A 16565-nucleotide genomic window follows, 5' to 3' on the forward strand; every position below is an offset into this window, starting at 1 on the left:
GAGTCGAGAGGCTTGCGCGCAAAAGAAAAGCGGACCCCGGTGGGAGGTCCGCTTTGGCCCTTGCGGGCAAGTAGCAGCCAAGGTGGGCTCAGCTGCTCATATCGTAGGCCCGCTCGCCGTGTACCGACAGATCAAGCCCGTTTGTTTCAGTCTCTGCGTCTACGCGAAGCGGCGTGATCAGCGCAACCACCTTGATCAACACAAATGTGACAACTGACGTAAAGGCACCTACGATCACCAGCCCGCCGAGTTGCGCGGTCCACGCGCCCAGGCCAAAGACGGCGATCATGATGGTACCGAAGATGCCACCTACACCGTGTACCGCGAACACGTCCAGCGTATCGTCGATGTTCAGCATGTTACGGATAACGTTCACGGCTTCCTGACATAGGACGCCAGCCACAGCACCAATAATCAATGCCTGCACCGGATCAACATAGCCCGAGGCCGGGGTGATCGAGGCCAGACCGGCGATCGTGCCGGTGACCAAGCCCACCATCGAAGCTTTGCCATACTTGATGCGTTCCCACAGCGCCCATGTAAGTGAGGCGGTCGCGGCCGAGATATGTGTCACGGTCATCGCCATCGCAGCGCCGCCATCGGCCGCCAGTTGCGAGCCGCCATTAAAGCCGAACCAGCCAACCCACAGCATCGCGGCGCCGATCATGACAAACCCGGGGTTGTGTGGAGGGGTGGTGCGGTTGCGGCGCGGCCCGAGGATGACGGCTATGATCAACGCGGCGAGACCGGCCGTTTCGTGCACCACGATGCCACCTGCAAAGTCGCGGACACCGACCTCACCCAGGATACCGCCATCGGTCAGGATGCCGCCGCCCCAGATCCAGTGAACGACTGGCGCGTAGCACAAAAGCATCCAAAGGGCCGAGAACGTCAGGACAAAGCCATAGCCGACGCGTTCGACATAGGCACCGACGATCAAGGCCGGGGTAATGATAGCGAAGGTCATCTGGAAGGCAAAGAACAGAACCTCGGGCAGGTTGCCGGAAAGGCTGTCGGCATCGACACCGTTCAGGAAGGCCTTGCCCAGACCGCCCCACAGGCCCGACCCGCTGTCGCCGAACGCGATGGAGTATCCCGCGACCAGCCACAGGATGCTCATCAGGCAGGCGATGCTGAAGCAGTGCATAAAGACGCTCAGAACGTTGCGGGCCCGCACTAGGCCACCGTAAAACAGGGCCAGTCCCGGCAATGTCATGAACAGGACCAGGGCGGTTGCCACTATGATCCAGGCGGTATCGGCTCCATTCATCGGCCGGTCTCCTCTTCAGCTTGCGTGGTGCCTTGAAGCGGAGAGAGGTCGGGGAAAAAAGAGGCAGATGCGATTGTTGGCGCCTGTTTTGGCGGCTTTTTGTTAACTGGTGATTAAATGCGCGCCATAACGCGTGTGTTGCCTTATTATTGGGCGGTAGTGAAAAGCCCTTGTGAAAGCAGCTCCAGCGCGTGATCCCGCGCCGCACGACGAACGTTGTCGCGACCGAGCGCGCCAAACTCCACCGTTTCGGTGCGGGTTGGTGAACCGTCAACGGCCAGTCCAAAGCAGACCCGGCCCTCGGGTTTGAACTCGGACCCGCCGGGGCCAGCAATACCTGTGACCGAAACGGTGAGTTGCGCATCCGAGTTGCGCAGCGCGCCCTCGGCCATTTCACCCGCGACCTGTTCAGACACCGCGCCATGCGCCGCCAGCGTCTCGGCCCGTACACCCAGCATCTGCTGTTTGGCTGTGTTGGTGTAGGTGACAAAGCCACGTTCGACCACGGCGGAACTGCCGGGGATATCGGTCAGCGCCGCGGCGACCATGCCGCCGGTGCAGCTTTCGGCGGTGGCGATCATCACGCCTTGCGCCTTGGCGCGGTCAAGAAGCGCGGCGACGGTCACAGGCCCAGCACTCCGTGTGCGATACCGGCAAGGATCAGCACGCCGACCCCGGCAAAGACGCCTGCGATCACATCGTCCAGCATCACGCCCATCGCATCGTTGCGCCGGTCAGCCCAACCGACCGGGCCGGGTTTGGTGATGTCGAACAGGCGGAACAGCAAGAATCCGGCGATCCAGCCGGGCCAGAGCGCCGTGATCTCGATCCCATGCGCCCAGGATGGATAGGATATCGCCCACAGGGCGGTGAATTGCCCGGCGACCTCGTCTATGACGATCTCGGACGGGTCGTGGTTGTCCTGGCCCGCCGTCATCACGCGGGTTGCCCAGAGGCCGCCGAGGAACACGGCGATGGTTGCGATCACCAGTAACGGGAAGCCACCCAACACATGCAAGACCCACGCCAAGGGCAGGGCGACCAATGACCCCCATGTGCCCGGTGCCGGACGAAGATATCCAACGCCGCAGACGGTTCCGATCAAACGCGCGGCGTTCATGATTTCACCAGACAGGCTGTGGCTACCGAGGCAATCCCCTCACTACGGCCGGTGAACCCCAGACGTTCCGACGTGGTTGCCTTGACCGAGACCTGATCGGCACGCAGCCCCATGATCCGCGCCATCTCCTCCCGCATGGCGGGCGCGTGAGGGCCGATCTTGGGGTGTTCACAGACCAGCGTGCAGTCGACATTCGATATCCGGTAGCCCATCTCATCGGCCAGTTCGACCGCGTGACGCAGGAATACCTCGCTGGCGGCACCTTTCCATTGCGGGTCCGAGGGCGGGAAGTGCTGACCGATATCGCCCCGCGCCAGTGCGCCATAGATCGCGTCGGTCACCGCGTGCATGCCCACATCTGCGTCCGAATGCCCTTGCAGGCCGCGCCCATGCGGTACCTTCACGCCACACAGGATCACGTGATCCCCGTCGCCAAACCGATGCACGTCGTACCCGTTGCCCAGCCTTACATCCATATCTGTTCCCAATATGCGTTCTGCCCGGGCAAAATCCTCGGGCTGTGTGATTTTGATGTTATTCGCATCGCCTGGCACGATGGCCACGTCCAGACCGGCAGCGCGGGCGACCTCGACGTCATCGGCCGCCCCTCCGGGATGAGCGTTATGGGCCGCAACGATTGTATCATAGTGAAAGCCTTGCGGTGTCTGCGCCGCAAACAGGCCCGAGCGATCCTGCGTACCTGTTACTACAGCTCCGTCCCCGGTCCAGAGCGCATCGGTCACCGCCAATCCCGGTGCCGCTGCGGAATGGGATTTCAGCGTGTCCAGAACGTGTTGAATGATTTGCAATCCGACACAGGGGCGGGCGACGTCGTGTATAAGGACATGATCGACCGCAAGCTCTGCAAGAGCAGCAAGGCCGTTGCGGACCGAACCCGCCCGGTCGCTGCCGCCATTGGCCAGAATCAGGTTGGTGTTTTCAAATTCAACCCACGCGGGGATGTCATCTTCCGACAGGACCAGCACGATGTGGTCCACTTGGCCTCGAAACCGATCAATAGTCCAGTCTGCAACGCGCCGCCCGGCCAGCGGGCGCCATTGTTTGGGAATTTCCCCTCCGGCGCGCAGCCCACGTCCTGCGGCAACGATGATGGCGGCGGTGGTCATGAGGGCATTTACTCCGGTGTTTCGAGGGCAATGTTTAGGGTGCGGTGAATGCAGAGGCAATCACCCGCGTTAACCTGCCTAAAAATTAGGCATGTGATGATTTTGCGGGCTTGATGGCCGCCGTTTTGTTGTTCATATGCGCTGAATTCGATATCAAAGCCGCAATTGCCCAAGGATTAAGCACGTTGACTCTTCAACTCGCCGACAAAGACCTGAACCCGCCGGTGCTGCTGGCTCCGATGGCCGGAATCACCGACCGGCCGTTCCGTGATCTGGTGATGCGCTTTGGCGCGGGTATGGTTGTCAGCGAGATGGTCGCCAGTCAGGAGATGGTGCAGGCCAAGCCCGGCGTGCGCGAGCGGGCCGAGCTGTCGGCGGATGTGGAAAACACCGCCGTGCAACTGGCCGGGCGCGAGGCGCATTGGATGGCCGAGGCCGCACGCCAAGTGGCAGATCGCGGCGCGCGGGTGATTGATATCAACATGGGCTGCCCGGCCAAGAAGGTGACCAATGGCTATTCCGGATCTGCCCTGCTGAAAACGCCGGATCACGCGCTGACCCTAATAGAAGCGGTGGTCGAGGCCGTCGACGTGCCGGTCACGCTGAAGACCCGTTTGGGCTGGGACGACACTCTGCTGAACGCGCCTGACGTGGCGCGACGGGCGCAAGAGGCCGGTATCCGCATGGTCACAATCCATGGCCGCACCCGCTGTCAGTTCTACAAAGGGCACGCAGACTGGCGCGCAATTCGGGCGGTGAAAGAGGCGGTCTCGATCCCGGTCATCGCCAACGGGGATATTGTGGGCTCGGGCTCTGCGCGCAAGGCTTTGGAACAGTCGGGGGCCGATGGGGTCATGGTTGGGCGCGGGGCGCAGGGCAAACCCTGGCTGCTGGCGCAAATCTGCCACGACCTTTACGGCGCCGAGGCTCCCGTCATTCCCACGGACAACGATCTAATCGACATGGTGCGCGCACATTATCAGGCGATGCTCGAATTCTACGGCTCTGATCTGGGTCTGCGCGTCGCGCGCAAGCATCTCGGCTGGTACATGGATGAGGCCGGAACGACCCCCGCGCTGCGCCGCGCCGTTCTAACCTCGCGCGATACGGATGAAGTGTTGCGCCTACTTGGTGATGCGTTGAGCGCCGATGCAGAGGTGGCGGCATGATATCGGATCAAAGCATCTGGACCTCGCTGCCGGTTCCGGCCTTCATCATCGACGCCGAGGACCGGATTGCCGATGTCAACTCGGCTGGTGAGGGGTTTCTGAACGCCTCGCGCAAGTCAGTGATCGGGCACCCGGTCTGGGATCAGATCGCCGTGGACGCGCCGTTGGAAGAAGCTTTCCTGCGCGCGCGGGCGCAGAGTACGCCGCTGTTTGTGAATGACGTGGATGCCGGGTCGGGTAATCGTGCGCCGCTGCAATGCGCGTTGCAGATCGCGCCTTTGGTCGGGCATCCGGGGTCGATGATCATGATCATCTCGCCGCGCGAGCTGGCGGGGCGGATGACTAGGGGCAACACAGTGAAATCCGCTGCGCAGTCGGCCATCGGAATGGCCGAGATGCTGGCGCATGAGATCAAGAACCCGCTGGCCGGAATCACCGGGGCGGCGCAGTTGCTGAGCATGAATATTCCTCAGCAAGACCTGGAGCTCACAGATCTTATCGTCGCCGAAAGCCGCCGTATCGTGAAGCTGCTGGAACAGGTCGAGCAGTTCGGCAACCTTTCGCAGCCCGATTTCAAGCCGGTCAACATTCACGACGTCCTGGATCGTGCCCGGCGCTCGGCGCTGCTTGGGTTTGGCGCGCATATGAAGATCATTGAGGATTACGACCCCTCGCTACCGCTGGCTTATGGCGACCCGGATCAATTCCTGCAGGTGGTGCTGAACCTGCTCAAGAACGCCTCGGAAGCCGCTGATCCAAAAGGTGGAACCATTCGCCTGCGTACCTATTTCGAACACTCCTTCCGTCTGCGCCGCAGTGACGGTTCCGGCCATTCGCTGCCGCTGCAGATCGAGATCATCGACGACGGTCCGGGTCTGCCCGATAAGATCCGCAGCGATATCTTCGACCCGTTCGTGTCGGGCAGGGAAAACGGCACCGGCCTTGGTTTGGCGCTGGTGAGCAAGATCATCTCGGACCATGACGGCTGGATTTCCACCGACTCGGTGCCGGGCCGCACGGTGTTTCGCATCTCGCTGAGGCGAGCACCGAAAGACGCAACCTGAAACAGCCGACAAGAGCAAAGACATAAGGAGAGCACCCGATGGATGGCACAGTACTGGTCGCAGATGATGACCGCACGATCCGCACCGTTCTGACCCAGGCCCTGACGCGGGCGGGGTGCAAGGTTCACGCCACATCTTCATTGACTACGCTGATGCGCTGGGTCGGGGAAGGCAAGGGCGACGTGGTGATCTCGGACGTGGTCATGCCGGATGGCAACGGGTTAGAGATGCTGCCCAAGATTGCGCAGGACCGGCCCGGTTTGCCGGTCATCGTGATCTCGGCCCAAAACACGATCATGACGGCGATTCAGGCGGCTGAGGCCGATGCATACGACTATTTGCCCAAGCCGTTCGATCTGCCCGATCTTATGAAACGCACCGCGCGGGCGCTGGAGCAGAAACAGCGCGTACAGACCGAAGTGCTGGAAACTACTGATGACGGGCCGGAAGAACTGCCTCTGGTCGGGCGGACTCCGGTGATGCAGGCCCTGTATCGGCTGGTCGCAAGAGTGATGAATACCGATCTGTCAGTGATGATTTCCGGTGAAAGTGGCACCGGTAAGTCCCTGATCGCACGCGCTATTCATGATTTCTCGGACCGACGCACGTTGCCGTTTGTGACGGCCACCGCCGGCGATCTGCGTGATCTGGAAGGCCCCGCGCGGGTGATGGCGCGGGTACGTGGCGGCACCCTTCTGATCGATGAGATAGCCGATATTGAGGACGAGTTGCAGGCTCGCATCGTCCGAATGATGGACACACCCGGCGACCACGTACCGCGTTTCATGGCCACCAGCCAGTCGGACCTGACCGAAGCGATGGAAAGCGGTCGGGTGCGGCAGGACCTCTACTACCGCCTGTGCGGCGCGACCGTGCATGTGCCAGCCCTGCGGGAGAGGGTCGACGATATCACCCTGCTGGCGGATCATTTTCTGGCGCGCGAAGAACGTGAGCATGGCGCCAAACGCTGGCTCAGCCCGGATGCGGTGGAACTGGTGCGGCGTTATTCCTGGCCGGGCAACGTGCGGCAGTTGGAAAACGCAATCCGCCGTCTGAGCCTGACCAGTCGTGCGGATGAAATCACCAAAGCCGAGGTCGAAATGGTGCTGGGTAGTCAACCCGAGGCCGAACCGGTTCTGGGTGATGGCGAGCGTGAGAAACTGTCAGCCTCGGTGGCGCGCCACCTGCGCCGTTATTTCGACCTGCATGGAAATTTGCTGCCGCCTCCGGGGCTGTATCAACGCATCCTGCGCGAGGTTGAGGCGCCGTTGATCGAACTGGCTCTGGACGCAACCGGCGGAAATCAGGCAAAATGTGCGGATTTGCTGGGGATCAACCGGAATACCCTGCGGAAAAAGATTACAGACCTCGATATTCAGGTGACACGTCGACGCAAACTGATGTAATATCGCCACACAAATTGTGGCATCCGGGTTCACTCCCGGCAAGGACCACGACATATGGCGGTAAGTCGCGCACGCGACACATCAGGATGAGGGCAGACGGTGGCAACCCGGGCACAGAGCGGGCCGATTCCAGCGATCAATCGGTGGCGGAAATCCCGAAAACTGCGCAATTTCGGCACCTTGGGGCTGGTTCTTCTAGGCCCAGCGTTGGCGCTTGCCACCTATCTTGTCATAGGTCCGTTTGATCTGGGGGCGACGGCCCCCACGCTACGCCTGATTCTTCTTGCGGACCTTGTGTATGTGCTTGTCGTTGCTGCGCTGGTTCTGGGGCAGGTCGGCAGTCTGATCGCTGCTCGACGGGCGAAATCGGCGGGTTCCCGTCTGCACCTTCGACTGATCGGCGCATTCACGCTGTTGGCTCTGGTGCCGACTGTCACCGTTGCGATCTTTGCAGGTCTGACTGTGAATATCGGGCTTGAGGGGTGGTTCTCGGACCGCGTACGAGAGGTTGTGGGCTCATCCCTGACAGCAGCTGAGGCTTACGAGCAGGAACATCGCGAGGGTCTGACGCAGGACGCCGTTGTTTTAGCGCGGTTCCTAGACAACGCGCGTTCACGGGATTTTTATATCTCGGATGCGGAACTGCGCGAAGTGCTCGCACAGGGGCAAGCGCAAATTCAGCGCGGCCTGCGCGAGGCCTATGTAATTGATGGTAGTGGAGAAATCCGGTCACGTGGGGATCGGTCCTATCTGTTCAACTTCGAAGCGCCCACACCCGAACAGATGGTCGAAGCCACCGACAATGGATTGCTGATCATCGCTGACTGGCAAAACAGCGAGTTTCGCGCGCTGGTTCCATTGCAGGCCTATCTCGACCGGTATCTCTATGTCAGCCGCGAGGTGGATGGCCAGTTGCTGACGCTGCTGGATGACACAAAGGAAACGGTGCAGTTTTACCAGCAGCTTGAGAGTGAACGGGGCCGGGTGCTGTTCGAATTCGGTCTGTTGTACCTGGGTTTTGCGGTGATCCTGATTCTGGCGGCGATGTCGCTGGGCATGTGGTTCGCCGAGCGTCTGTCGCGCCCGGTTGGGCGGTTGACCACGGCGGCGCAGCGCGTCGGTGCGGGTGACCTGAGTGTGCAGGTGATCGAAGAAGCCAGCGACGATGAGATCGCCATGTTGGGCCGTTATTTCAACCAGATGACCCGGCAACTTAAAGGCCAACGCGACACTCTGCTGGAAAACACCCGCCAGATCGAACGCCGTCGTCGCCTGTTCGATTCGGTGCTCAGCTCGGTGACGTCAGGTGTGGTCGGGGTTGACCCGGATGGCTGTGTGACCTTTGTGAACCGCTCGGCCGAACGTCTGCTGGACTGGGCGCATGTGGACGAGAAGCTCTCAATTGGAATCGCCGTACCCGAGTTCCTTCCGCTTTTCGAAAGCCTCAAGGAAAGCGGGCAGGAAGCAGTTCAGGGCGAGGTTAAAGTTACACGCAAAGGACGGTTGGAAAACCTGCTGGTTCGGATGGCGACGCGACGCGGTGAGGATGGCGGGCTTGAAGGATATGTGGTGGCGTTCGACGACGTGACCGATCTGGTTAGCGCGCAGCGTATGGCCGCGTGGGGAGATGTGGCCCGGCGCATCGCACACGAAATCAAGAACCCGCTGACCCCGATCCAGCTGAGCGCCGAGCGGATCAAACGCAAATTCTCACGCAAACTGAATGAAGAGGATTGCGACAGCCTCGAATCCATGACCGACGTGATTGTGCGGCAGACCAACGACCTGCGGCGGATCGTGGATGAGTTTTCGAAATTCGCGCGGATGCCAGAACCAGACCGGCGCGAAGAAGACATTGTCGGACTGGTGCGCGAGGCGGTGTTGTTGCAACAGGCCGGGCAACCGGATGTTCAGATCGACGCTACTCTGCCGGATCACCCAATTCTGGCCGATCTGGATGCTACAATGCTGAATCAGGCTCTTACAAACCTGATCAAGAACGCGGGCGAGGCCATCGAAACCTTGAAGAAAAAAGGCCCGCCGGACAATCTGAAGCCGCAAATCAAAGTGGACGTAACCAGCGACGATGCGGGGACGGTCATTACCATTGCAGACAACGGCATCGGCCTGCCCGAAGACCGGGCGCGCCTGTTCGAGCCGTATGTGACCACACGGGACGAGGGCACCGGGCTGGGCCTGCCCATCGTCAAGAAGATCATCGAAGAACATGGCGGAGCGCTCACCCTGGAAGACGCGCCCGTCTTTGACGGACAGGACCATTTCGGTGCGATGGCCGTGATCCGTTTGCCGGGGGGTAATCTCTCTCCGACCGCAGCGCCACAGAAGCAGGCAATTCATACAAACAAACTGAAAGCAGGCCAAAGATGAGTGACATTCTGATCGTAGATGACGAACGCGATATTCGCGAGCTGGTGTCCGACATTCTGGAGGACGAAGGCTATTCAACCCGGCTGGCTGGCAACTCGGATGAGTGCATGGCCGAGATCAATTCGGAGCCACCGGGGCTGTTGATTCTGGATATCTGGCTGAAGGACAGCCGCATGGACGGGATCGATATCCTGAAGGCGGTGAAACGCGATAACCCCGATGTGCCGGTGGTGATCATTTCCGGCCACGGCAACATCGAAATTGCGGTAGCGGCAATCAAACAAGGCGCTTACGACTTTATCGAAAAGCCCTTCAATATCGACCAACTGATGGTGGTGATCCGCCGGGCGATGGAAACCTCTCGCCTGCGTCGCGAGAATGCGTCGCTCAAGCGCAAAGAGGTCACCAGTTCCGACATGATCGGCAAATCTGCTGCTTTCCGTGCGATGCAGAGCCAGTTGGACAAAGTGACCAAATCCAACGGCCGTGTGATGCTGAGCGGTCCGGCGGGGTCAGGCAAGGAAATCGCGGCGCGGTATATTCACGCTCATTCCAACCGCGCCAACGCGCCCTTCGTGACCGTGAACTGCGCCGGGATTGAACCTGAGCGCGTCGAGGAGGTGCTGTTCGGTCGCGAATCCTCGGAGCGCGGCATCGAATCCGGTCTGCTGGAAGAGGCCCATGGCGGTGTGGTTTACTTCGACGAGGTTGCGGATATGCCTTTGGGCACCCAGTCCAAAATCCTGCGCGTGCTGGTTGACCAGCAGTTTCAACGTGTGGGCGGATCGGACAAGGTGCGGGTTGATCTGCGGGTGATCTCCTCCACCAACCGTGATCTGGAGCATGAAATCAGCGCCGACCGCTTCCGCGAGGAACTTTACCACCGCCTGAACGTGGTGCCGATAGCGGTGCCGTCGCTGGAAGAGCGGCGCGAGGATATCCCGGTTCTGGCGCAGCATTTCATTGAAATGTGCAACGAGACCCAAGGGCTTGCGATGCGCGAGATCTCGGAAGAGGCGGTGGCGTTGTTGCAGACGATGACCTGGCCCGGCAACGTACGTCAGCTCAAGAACCTGATCGAACGTGTGTTGATCCTAGGTGATGAATCGGGGCCGATTGAGGCCAAGGAACTGCCGGCAGAAGAGGAAAAGACCGACGATTCGGGCCGCGTGGTGCTTTCGGGGGCCCTTGCGACCTTGCCGCTGCGCGAAGCGCGCGAGGCGTTCGAACGAGAGTACCTGCTGACCCAGATCAACCGCTTCGGAGGCAATATTAGCCGCACCGCCAGCTTTGTTGGGATGGAGCGCAGCGCGCTGCACCGCAAGCTGAAATCGCTGGGTGTGGTGACCTCGAACAAATCCGGCGCACGGGTGGCGCAAATTGATGAACCCGAACCGGCGGAATAATCCGCCGGGCCGTTACCCAGCCTGACCGGGTGTGATGATCTGGAATGACCCGTTGTCGAATTTCACGTAACAGGACTGGGTACTCAATTGCGGCAGTGTCGTTGTCGCCGCCGCGGCAACCTGTGACTTTACGTTTTGCTTGCAGGGGGGCAGGCTGACCGGGCGAAATCCCTTTTTGGCCATGCATTGCGTCTCGACCTGGTTGCGCAGCCCTTGGTTGACGTCGACGGTGTACACGCTCCCTGGTTGCCACCAGCCGGCCGAGCGGTAGCAGCGCCCCCGACCATCGCAATAGGTGCGGCCGGGCCAGTACGTGGGCGGGTTTTGCCGCACCTGATTGGCCACCGGCACGTCCTCAAGCGCCAGAACCTGACATTGTGTGGTTTCGGACTGCACACGCGATACGCTTTCTCCCTCGCGGTAATAAAGCGAAAGCGGACCGCTGCATGCGGACAGGGCAATCATTGGAATAAGTAAACGAAGCACTGTTTTCATGGGCTTATCTTGCCTTAGCTGCGCGGGTATGACAATTCAATTGACCGCTATGGGGGCATCTGTCATTCAAAGAATTCAGGCAGAAGGGCCAAAAACATGAAGGTCATAATTTGCGGTGCCGGTCAGGTTGGCTGGCAGATTGCACGGCACCTGTCGGGCGAACTCAACGACGTAACGGTGGTGGACAACAACCCCGACCTGGTGCGCCGCGCGACCGAAACGCTGGATGTGCAGGGGATCGCCGGGTTCGCTAGTTACCCGGATGTGCTGGAGCGAGCAGGAGCCCGCGATGCCGATATGATCATCGCCGCGACCCATTCGGACGAAGTGAATATGGTCACCTGTCAGATGGCGCACTCGGTGTTCGCGATCCAGCGCAAGATCGCGCGCCTGCGGTCGAAATCCTACCTCGAGGCGATTCACTCTGATCTGTACCGTCGCGACCACTTGCCCATCGACGTGGTGATCAGCCCCGAGCGTGAAGTGGCCGCCGCCGCCATGCGCCGCCTGTCTGCGCCGTCGGCCTTTGACACCGAAATGTTTATGGACGGCAAGGCGCAGTTGCTGGGCATTCGCATAGACGAAGACTGTCCGATCATAAACACGCCGTTGCGCCAGTTGACGGATCTGTTTTCGACGCTCAGCTCGATTGTCGTTGGGGTTCGGCGCGATGGCAGCCTGTTCGCTCCGGAATCCGAGGATCAACTGTTTGTCGGTGACGAATGCTATGTCTTTACCAATGTCAAAGACGTGGACCGCACGATGGAAGTCTTTGGCAAGACCCAAAAGAAGCAGGATCGCGTGGTCATCGTGGGGGGCGGTAATGTCGGGCTTGAGGTAGCGCGAACTCTGGAAGAACGCGAAAGCCGGGTGCGCGCCAAGATTATTGAGCGTGACCGCCACTGTGCTGAGCTGGCTGCCGAAGCGCTGGAGCGCACCATTGTACTGAACGGTGACGGATTGGATGCTGCCTTGCTGCGCGAGGCTGGTATTGAACGTGCGGACGCGATGCTGGCGGTCACCGATGACGACCGCGCCAACATGCTGGCCGCCGTACGGGCCAAGGCAGAAGGCTGCGCGCTGGCAATTGCGCTGATCAACGATCCCAGCATGGTCGCTCTGATGGGCCCGCTCGGGATCGACGCCTATATCAACCCACGCGCGACCACGGTCAGTTCGATTCTGCGCCACATTCGCCACGGGCGTGTACGGCAGGTCTATTCCATCGGCGATGCCGAGGCCGAGGTGATCGAGGCCGAGGTGCTTTCCACGTCTCCCATGGCAGGGCAAAGACTGCGCGACATCGACTTCCCCGAGGGCGTTCTGGTGGGGGCGGTCCTCAAAGGTGACGAGCTGTTGCGCCCCACCGGCAGTTTGCGGATCGAGGAAAAAGATGTGGTGGCGATATTTGCCATGGCCAAGGATGTCCCTGAGGTCGAGCGGCTGATGCAGGTTTCGATCGATTTCTTCTGATGATACGCGCGAGGACACAACGGATCGGGCTGGTGCGGCGCTTGCCGCTGTTTCTGCTGATCTGGGGCGTTTTCTCGCTGTCCATGTGGGTACCCGCGATTTATGCGCTGGCGTTGGACAACCACGACACTTCGCGGTCGTTCTTCTATTCTGGTTTGTTGGGGCTGTTTGTCGTGGCAACGATTGCGATGGCAGCGTCCAGCCGGGTGCCGCGCCGCGGGACGCTGGGGCAGTTGGCGGTGCTATTGGGCTGTTTTACAGTCCTGCCGGTGTTCCTTGCTATCCCTCTGCATGATGCGTTGGGAAACACGACTTTCCTGAACGCATATTTCGATATGGTCAGCGCACTGACGACCACGGGCGCCGACGTTTTCCCCGATCCCGACCGCTTGACGGCGCCTCTGCATCTGTGGCGGGCGCTAGTGGGCTGGATGGGTGGTTTGCTGATGTGGATTTCAGCCGCGGCAATCCTGGCACCGCTGTCGCTGGGTGGGTTCGAGGTGACCGCGCGGGGGCAGCCCGGCCGTCCGGTCTCGGGCGTGGCGCAAAGCGAAAAGGTCGACCCGCGCGGACGCCTGATACGGGTGACGCTGACGCTGACGCCGGTTTATGCGGGGCTGACGGCGGTGATCTGGCTGCTGTTGCTGATCGCGGGTGAACAGGGGTTGACTGCCATCTGCCATGCCATGTCCACGATGGCTACGTCCGGTATTTCTCCGGTGGGCGGGCTGGAGGGAGCGCAAGCCGGTTTTACCGGCGAGGCGATCCTGTTTCTGTTTCTGTTTTTCGCCCTGTCGCGGCTGACCTTTTCCACCGATACAGCCACAACGGGGTACTCGCGGCTGGACAAGGACCCTGAGTTTCGGATCGGCCTAGTGATCGTGATCGTCGTTGCCACACTGCTGTTCTTCCGCGTATGGGCCGGGGTCAACGAAATCGGCGGCACTCTGAACCCGATCGAGGCCGTGAAGGTGTTCTGGGGCATGCTGTTCACGGTGTTGTCCTTCCTTACCACCGCCGGATTCGAGAGCGCCAATTGGAATGACGCGCAGCAGCTTTCGGGGTTGGGTACGCCCGGGCTGATCCTGATGGGGCTGGCCCTGATCGGTGGCGGCGTCGCCACCACCGCAGGTGGGGTCAAACTGCTGCGGGTTTTCGCCCTGTACCTGAACGGCGCGCGCGAGATTGACCGGTTGATCTATCCTTCGTCGGTCAGCGGCGAGGGCGGTGGCAACCGGCGCATTCAGAGCGACGGTGCCTTCATCGCGTGGATCTTCTTGATGATGTTCGCGTTGACGGCAGCACTGTTCAACCTGCTGCTTGGGTTAATGGGGGCAGGGTTCGAACAGGCCATGGTTCTGACTGTTGCGTCGCTCAGCACCACGGGTCCACTGATCGAATTAGCCACGGATTTTCCGATCCGGATCGTGGACCTGTCTGCCGGGGCCAAGCTGACTATGTGCGCGGCGATGGTGATCGGACGGCTGGAAACGCTGGCGATCATCGCGCTGATTACGCCAAGCCTCTGGCGGGACTAGGATTCAACAGTCTTGCAATGACTGATTTTTGATCTGGAAACTCGGTTAACTCCACTCCATACTCAGCCAGAGGGAGCGCGTTGGTCCGCAGCGCGTAGCAAGAACAATGGCGAGATAATAAAATATGGCTTCGGACAGACAGAATCTTCAGGACGCGTTCCTGAACAATGTACGGAAAGCAAAGGTACCGGTCACAATTTTCCTGATCAACGGTGTGAAATTGCAGGGCGTGATCACTTGGTTCGACAATTTCTGCGTATTGTTGCGCCGCGACGGACAGTCGCAGCTGGTCTACAAACACGCGATTTCGACGATCATGCCGTCGCAACCGATAAGCCTGTATGAGGGCGAAGACGCCTCTTGATGGAACATGAAAGGACGCGCACCCGGGCTTGGGTGCTGCATCCGGAAATCAAATCAGATGAACAGCGCCGTGTTCCCGAACCGGCGCTGGAGGAGGCAGTGGCACTGGCCGCAGCTTTACCCGATCTGGATGTGATCGGGTCCGAAATCGTGCGCCTGCAACGCGCCCAGCCGGGGTTGCTGTTTGGCAGCGGCAAGATCGAGGAACTGGCCCAGCGTCTGCACGAAAACGAGATTGAACTGGTGTTGATCGACGGCTCGGTTTCGCCCGTTCAGCAGCGCAACCTTGAAAAGGCGTGGAAGGTCAAGATCCTTGACCGAACCGGACTGATCCTGGAGATTTTCAGTGACCGCGCCCGTACCCGCGAAGGTGTGCTGCAGGTTGAGATGGCCGCGCTGAGCTATCAACGCACCCGTCTGGTCCGGGCCTGGACACACCTGGAACGGCAAAGGGGTGGGCTGGGGTTTGTCGGTGGTCCCGGTGAAACCCAGATCGAGGCTGACCGCCGCGCCATTGATGAACAATTGGTCCGCCTGCGGCGTCAGTTGCAGAAAGTGGTCAAGACCCGTACGCTCCACCGCGCCGCACGGGCCAAGGTGCCGTATCCGATTGTGGCCTTGGTGGGATATACCAACGCCGGAAAATCCACACTGTTCAACCGCCTGACCGGGGCCGAGGTAATGGCCAAGGACATGCTGTTCGCAACGCTGGACCCGACCATGAGACGAGTTGAGCTGCCCGATGGACCCGAGGTTATCCTGTCTGACACAGTGGGGTTCATCTCAAACCTGCCGACGGAACTGGTTGCGGCCTTTCGGGCAACGCTGGAAGAGGTTCTGGGTGCCGATATCGTCATCCATGTCCGTGACATCAGCCATGAGGAAACCGACGCGCAGGCGCAGGATGTCGAGGCGATCCTGACCTCTTTGGGCGTCGATGACGAACGGCCCCGGCTTGAGGTCTGGAACAAGATCGATCTGCTGAATGAGGACGAACGCGAAGCCGTCTTCAAACGCGCGAATCGCGATCCATCGATCTTTGCTATCTCGGCGGTGACGGGAGAGGGTGTTGACCCACTTTTGGCCGAAATCGCCACTAAACTGCAAGGCGCGCGCCACGAAGAGACCCTGATGCTGGGTTTCGCCCAAGGAAACAAGCGCGCCTGGCTGTTCAGGCAGGATGTTGTGCGGTCCGAAAAGCAAACCGAGGACGGGTTTGAGATCACCGTGCTGTGGACCGACAAACAGGCGGCGCAGTTTGCGGCGCTTTAGGGATCAGGAGCCGTCTATCTGTCGTTGATGGTCGTTCGCGTCAAACCAGTCCGTTGAGGATTGGATTTTGTGGTCCGGGGTCAGTTCCCACTCAGCCCAACCGCGGGTGACTACAAGGTTGCCGGTTTCAGTGTGATGGCCTTCCAGTGTCCAGACGAAGATCGCGTGTGAACCGGCCCATCGCAGCATATCGCATCTGAGTTCCAGATCGGGAAAGTCGGCAAAGAACCCGCGGGCCACGTCGGCTACAGCCCCGCGACCGACCATGGGCTCACCCTGGTTGATCGAAATCTGCCCATCGGGCGCAAAGAACTCGGCCACCGCGTTCGGGTCACCCGAACTCCAGGCGATTGCGTAATCGCGCGCGAGATTGTTCAGCCTATCCCGTATACTTGCCATTTGTGTCCCCCGGTCCCAACTTGTTGGCCTCCAGATCGTAGGCGAAAAGGCGGGTCGGCGTCCACGGCACCCGCA

The 16565-nt window shown here is 60.3% G+C and carries 15 protein-coding genes; 9 read left to right on the plus strand and 6 right to left on the minus strand.

Annotation, left to right across the window (positions count from 1 at the left end; all coding sequences use genetic code 11):
- Window positions 1–88 precede the first annotated feature (88 nt).
- The 4 genes from AC2FEE_RS15285 to AC2FEE_RS15300 all read right to left on the minus strand — a co-directional run bounded on the left by AC2FEE_RS15285 (window position 89) and on the right by AC2FEE_RS15300 (window position 3517).
- Window positions 89–1270, minus strand: a complete 1182-nt coding sequence (locus tag AC2FEE_RS15285) for an ammonium transporter (protein WP_496866187.1) — start codon at window positions 1268–1270, stop codon at window positions 89–91.
- Between the two features lie 146 nt (window positions 1271–1416).
- On the minus strand, window positions 1417–1896 hold the full coding sequence (locus AC2FEE_RS15290) for a CinA family protein (protein ID WP_496866188.1): 480 nt from the start codon (window positions 1894–1896) through the stop codon (window positions 1417–1419).
- Window positions 1893–2390, minus strand: coding sequence for a phosphatidylglycerophosphatase A family protein (locus AC2FEE_RS15295; RefSeq protein ID WP_496866189.1), 498 nt, complete (start codon window positions 2388–2390; stop codon window positions 1893–1895). Before AC2FEE_RS15295 ends, AC2FEE_RS15290 begins: the two co-directional genes overlap by 4 nt.
- On the minus strand, window positions 2387–3517 hold the full coding sequence (locus tag AC2FEE_RS15300; RefSeq protein WP_496866190.1) for a bifunctional 2-C-methyl-D-erythritol 4-phosphate cytidylyltransferase/2-C-methyl-D-erythritol 2,4-cyclodiphosphate synthase: 1131 nt from the start codon (window positions 3515–3517) through the stop codon (window positions 2387–2389). The genes AC2FEE_RS15295 and AC2FEE_RS15300 overlap by 4 nt, the downstream gene beginning before the upstream one ends.
- A 185-nt stretch (window positions 3518–3702) precedes the next feature.
- Between AC2FEE_RS15300 and dusB the strand changes: the two genes are divergently transcribed.
- The 5 genes from dusB (at window position 3703) to ntrX (ending at window position 10950) form a co-directional block, all read left to right on the plus strand.
- Window positions 3703–4686 (plus strand): tRNA dihydrouridine synthase DusB, encoded by a 984-nt coding sequence (dusB, locus tag AC2FEE_RS15305; RefSeq protein ID WP_496866191.1) that lies wholly within the window; start codon window positions 3703–3705, stop codon window positions 4684–4686.
- Window positions 4683–5750 carry a two-component system sensor histidine kinase NtrB gene (locus AC2FEE_RS15310; protein ID WP_496866192.1) on the plus strand — a complete coding sequence of 356 codons (1068 nt, stop codon included), beginning with the start codon at window positions 4683–4685 and terminating at the stop codon, window positions 5748–5750. Before dusB ends, AC2FEE_RS15310 begins: the two co-directional genes overlap by 4 nt.
- 38 nt (window positions 5751–5788) lie before the next feature.
- Entirely contained in the window at window positions 5789–7156 is a 1368-nt protein-coding gene (locus AC2FEE_RS15315; RefSeq protein ID WP_496866193.1) for a response regulator, read from the plus strand.
- 99 nt (window positions 7157–7255) lie between these two features.
- Window positions 7256–9544 carry a sensor histidine kinase NtrY-like gene (locus AC2FEE_RS15320; RefSeq protein ID WP_496866194.1) on the plus strand — a complete coding sequence of 763 codons (2289 nt, stop codon included), beginning with the start codon at window positions 7256–7258 and terminating at the stop codon, window positions 9542–9544.
- Window positions 9541–10950 (plus strand): nitrogen assimilation response regulator NtrX, encoded by a 1410-nt coding sequence (ntrX, locus tag AC2FEE_RS15325; protein WP_496866195.1) that lies wholly within the window; start codon window positions 9541–9543, stop codon window positions 10948–10950. The genes AC2FEE_RS15320 and ntrX overlap by 4 nt, the downstream gene beginning before the upstream one ends.
- 12 nt (window positions 10951–10962) lie before the next feature.
- Here ntrX and AC2FEE_RS15330 read toward each other — a convergent pair whose 3' ends face one another.
- Window positions 10963–11445, minus strand: coding sequence for a hypothetical protein (locus AC2FEE_RS15330; RefSeq protein ID WP_496866196.1), 483 nt, complete (start codon window positions 11443–11445; stop codon window positions 10963–10965).
- A 96-nt stretch (window positions 11446–11541) separates the two neighbouring features.
- On the opposite strand from AC2FEE_RS15330, the gene trkA reads away from it, so the two are divergent.
- The 4 genes from trkA (at window position 11542) to hflX (ending at window position 16091) form a co-directional block, all read left to right on the plus strand.
- Window positions 11542–12918, plus strand: coding sequence for a Trk system potassium transporter TrkA (trkA, locus tag AC2FEE_RS15335; RefSeq protein ID WP_496866197.1), 1377 nt, complete (start codon window positions 11542–11544; stop codon window positions 12916–12918).
- Window positions 12918–14456: a TrkH family potassium uptake protein gene (locus tag AC2FEE_RS15340; RefSeq protein WP_496866198.1), complete on the plus strand. Its 1539-nt coding sequence runs from the start codon at window positions 12918–12920 to the stop codon at window positions 14454–14456. Before trkA ends, AC2FEE_RS15340 begins: the two co-directional genes overlap by 1 nt.
- Window positions 14457–14580: 124 nt before the next feature.
- Window positions 14581–14820, plus strand: coding sequence for an RNA chaperone Hfq (gene hfq / locus AC2FEE_RS15345; protein WP_010440340.1), 240 nt, complete (start codon window positions 14581–14583; stop codon window positions 14818–14820).
- Entirely contained in the window at window positions 14820–16091 is a 1272-nt protein-coding gene (gene hflX, locus AC2FEE_RS15350; RefSeq protein WP_496866199.1) for a GTPase HflX, read from the plus strand. Before hfq ends, hflX begins: the two co-directional genes overlap by 1 nt.
- Window positions 16092–16094: 3 nt before the next feature.
- Here hflX and AC2FEE_RS15355 read toward each other — a convergent pair whose 3' ends face one another.
- Window positions 16095–16490 (minus strand): nuclear transport factor 2 family protein, encoded by a 396-nt coding sequence (locus tag AC2FEE_RS15355; RefSeq protein WP_496866200.1) that lies wholly within the window; start codon window positions 16488–16490, stop codon window positions 16095–16097.
- Window positions 16491–16565: the final 75 nt, after the last annotated feature.

The organism is Ruegeria sp. YTSC199 (assembly GCF_059609725.1).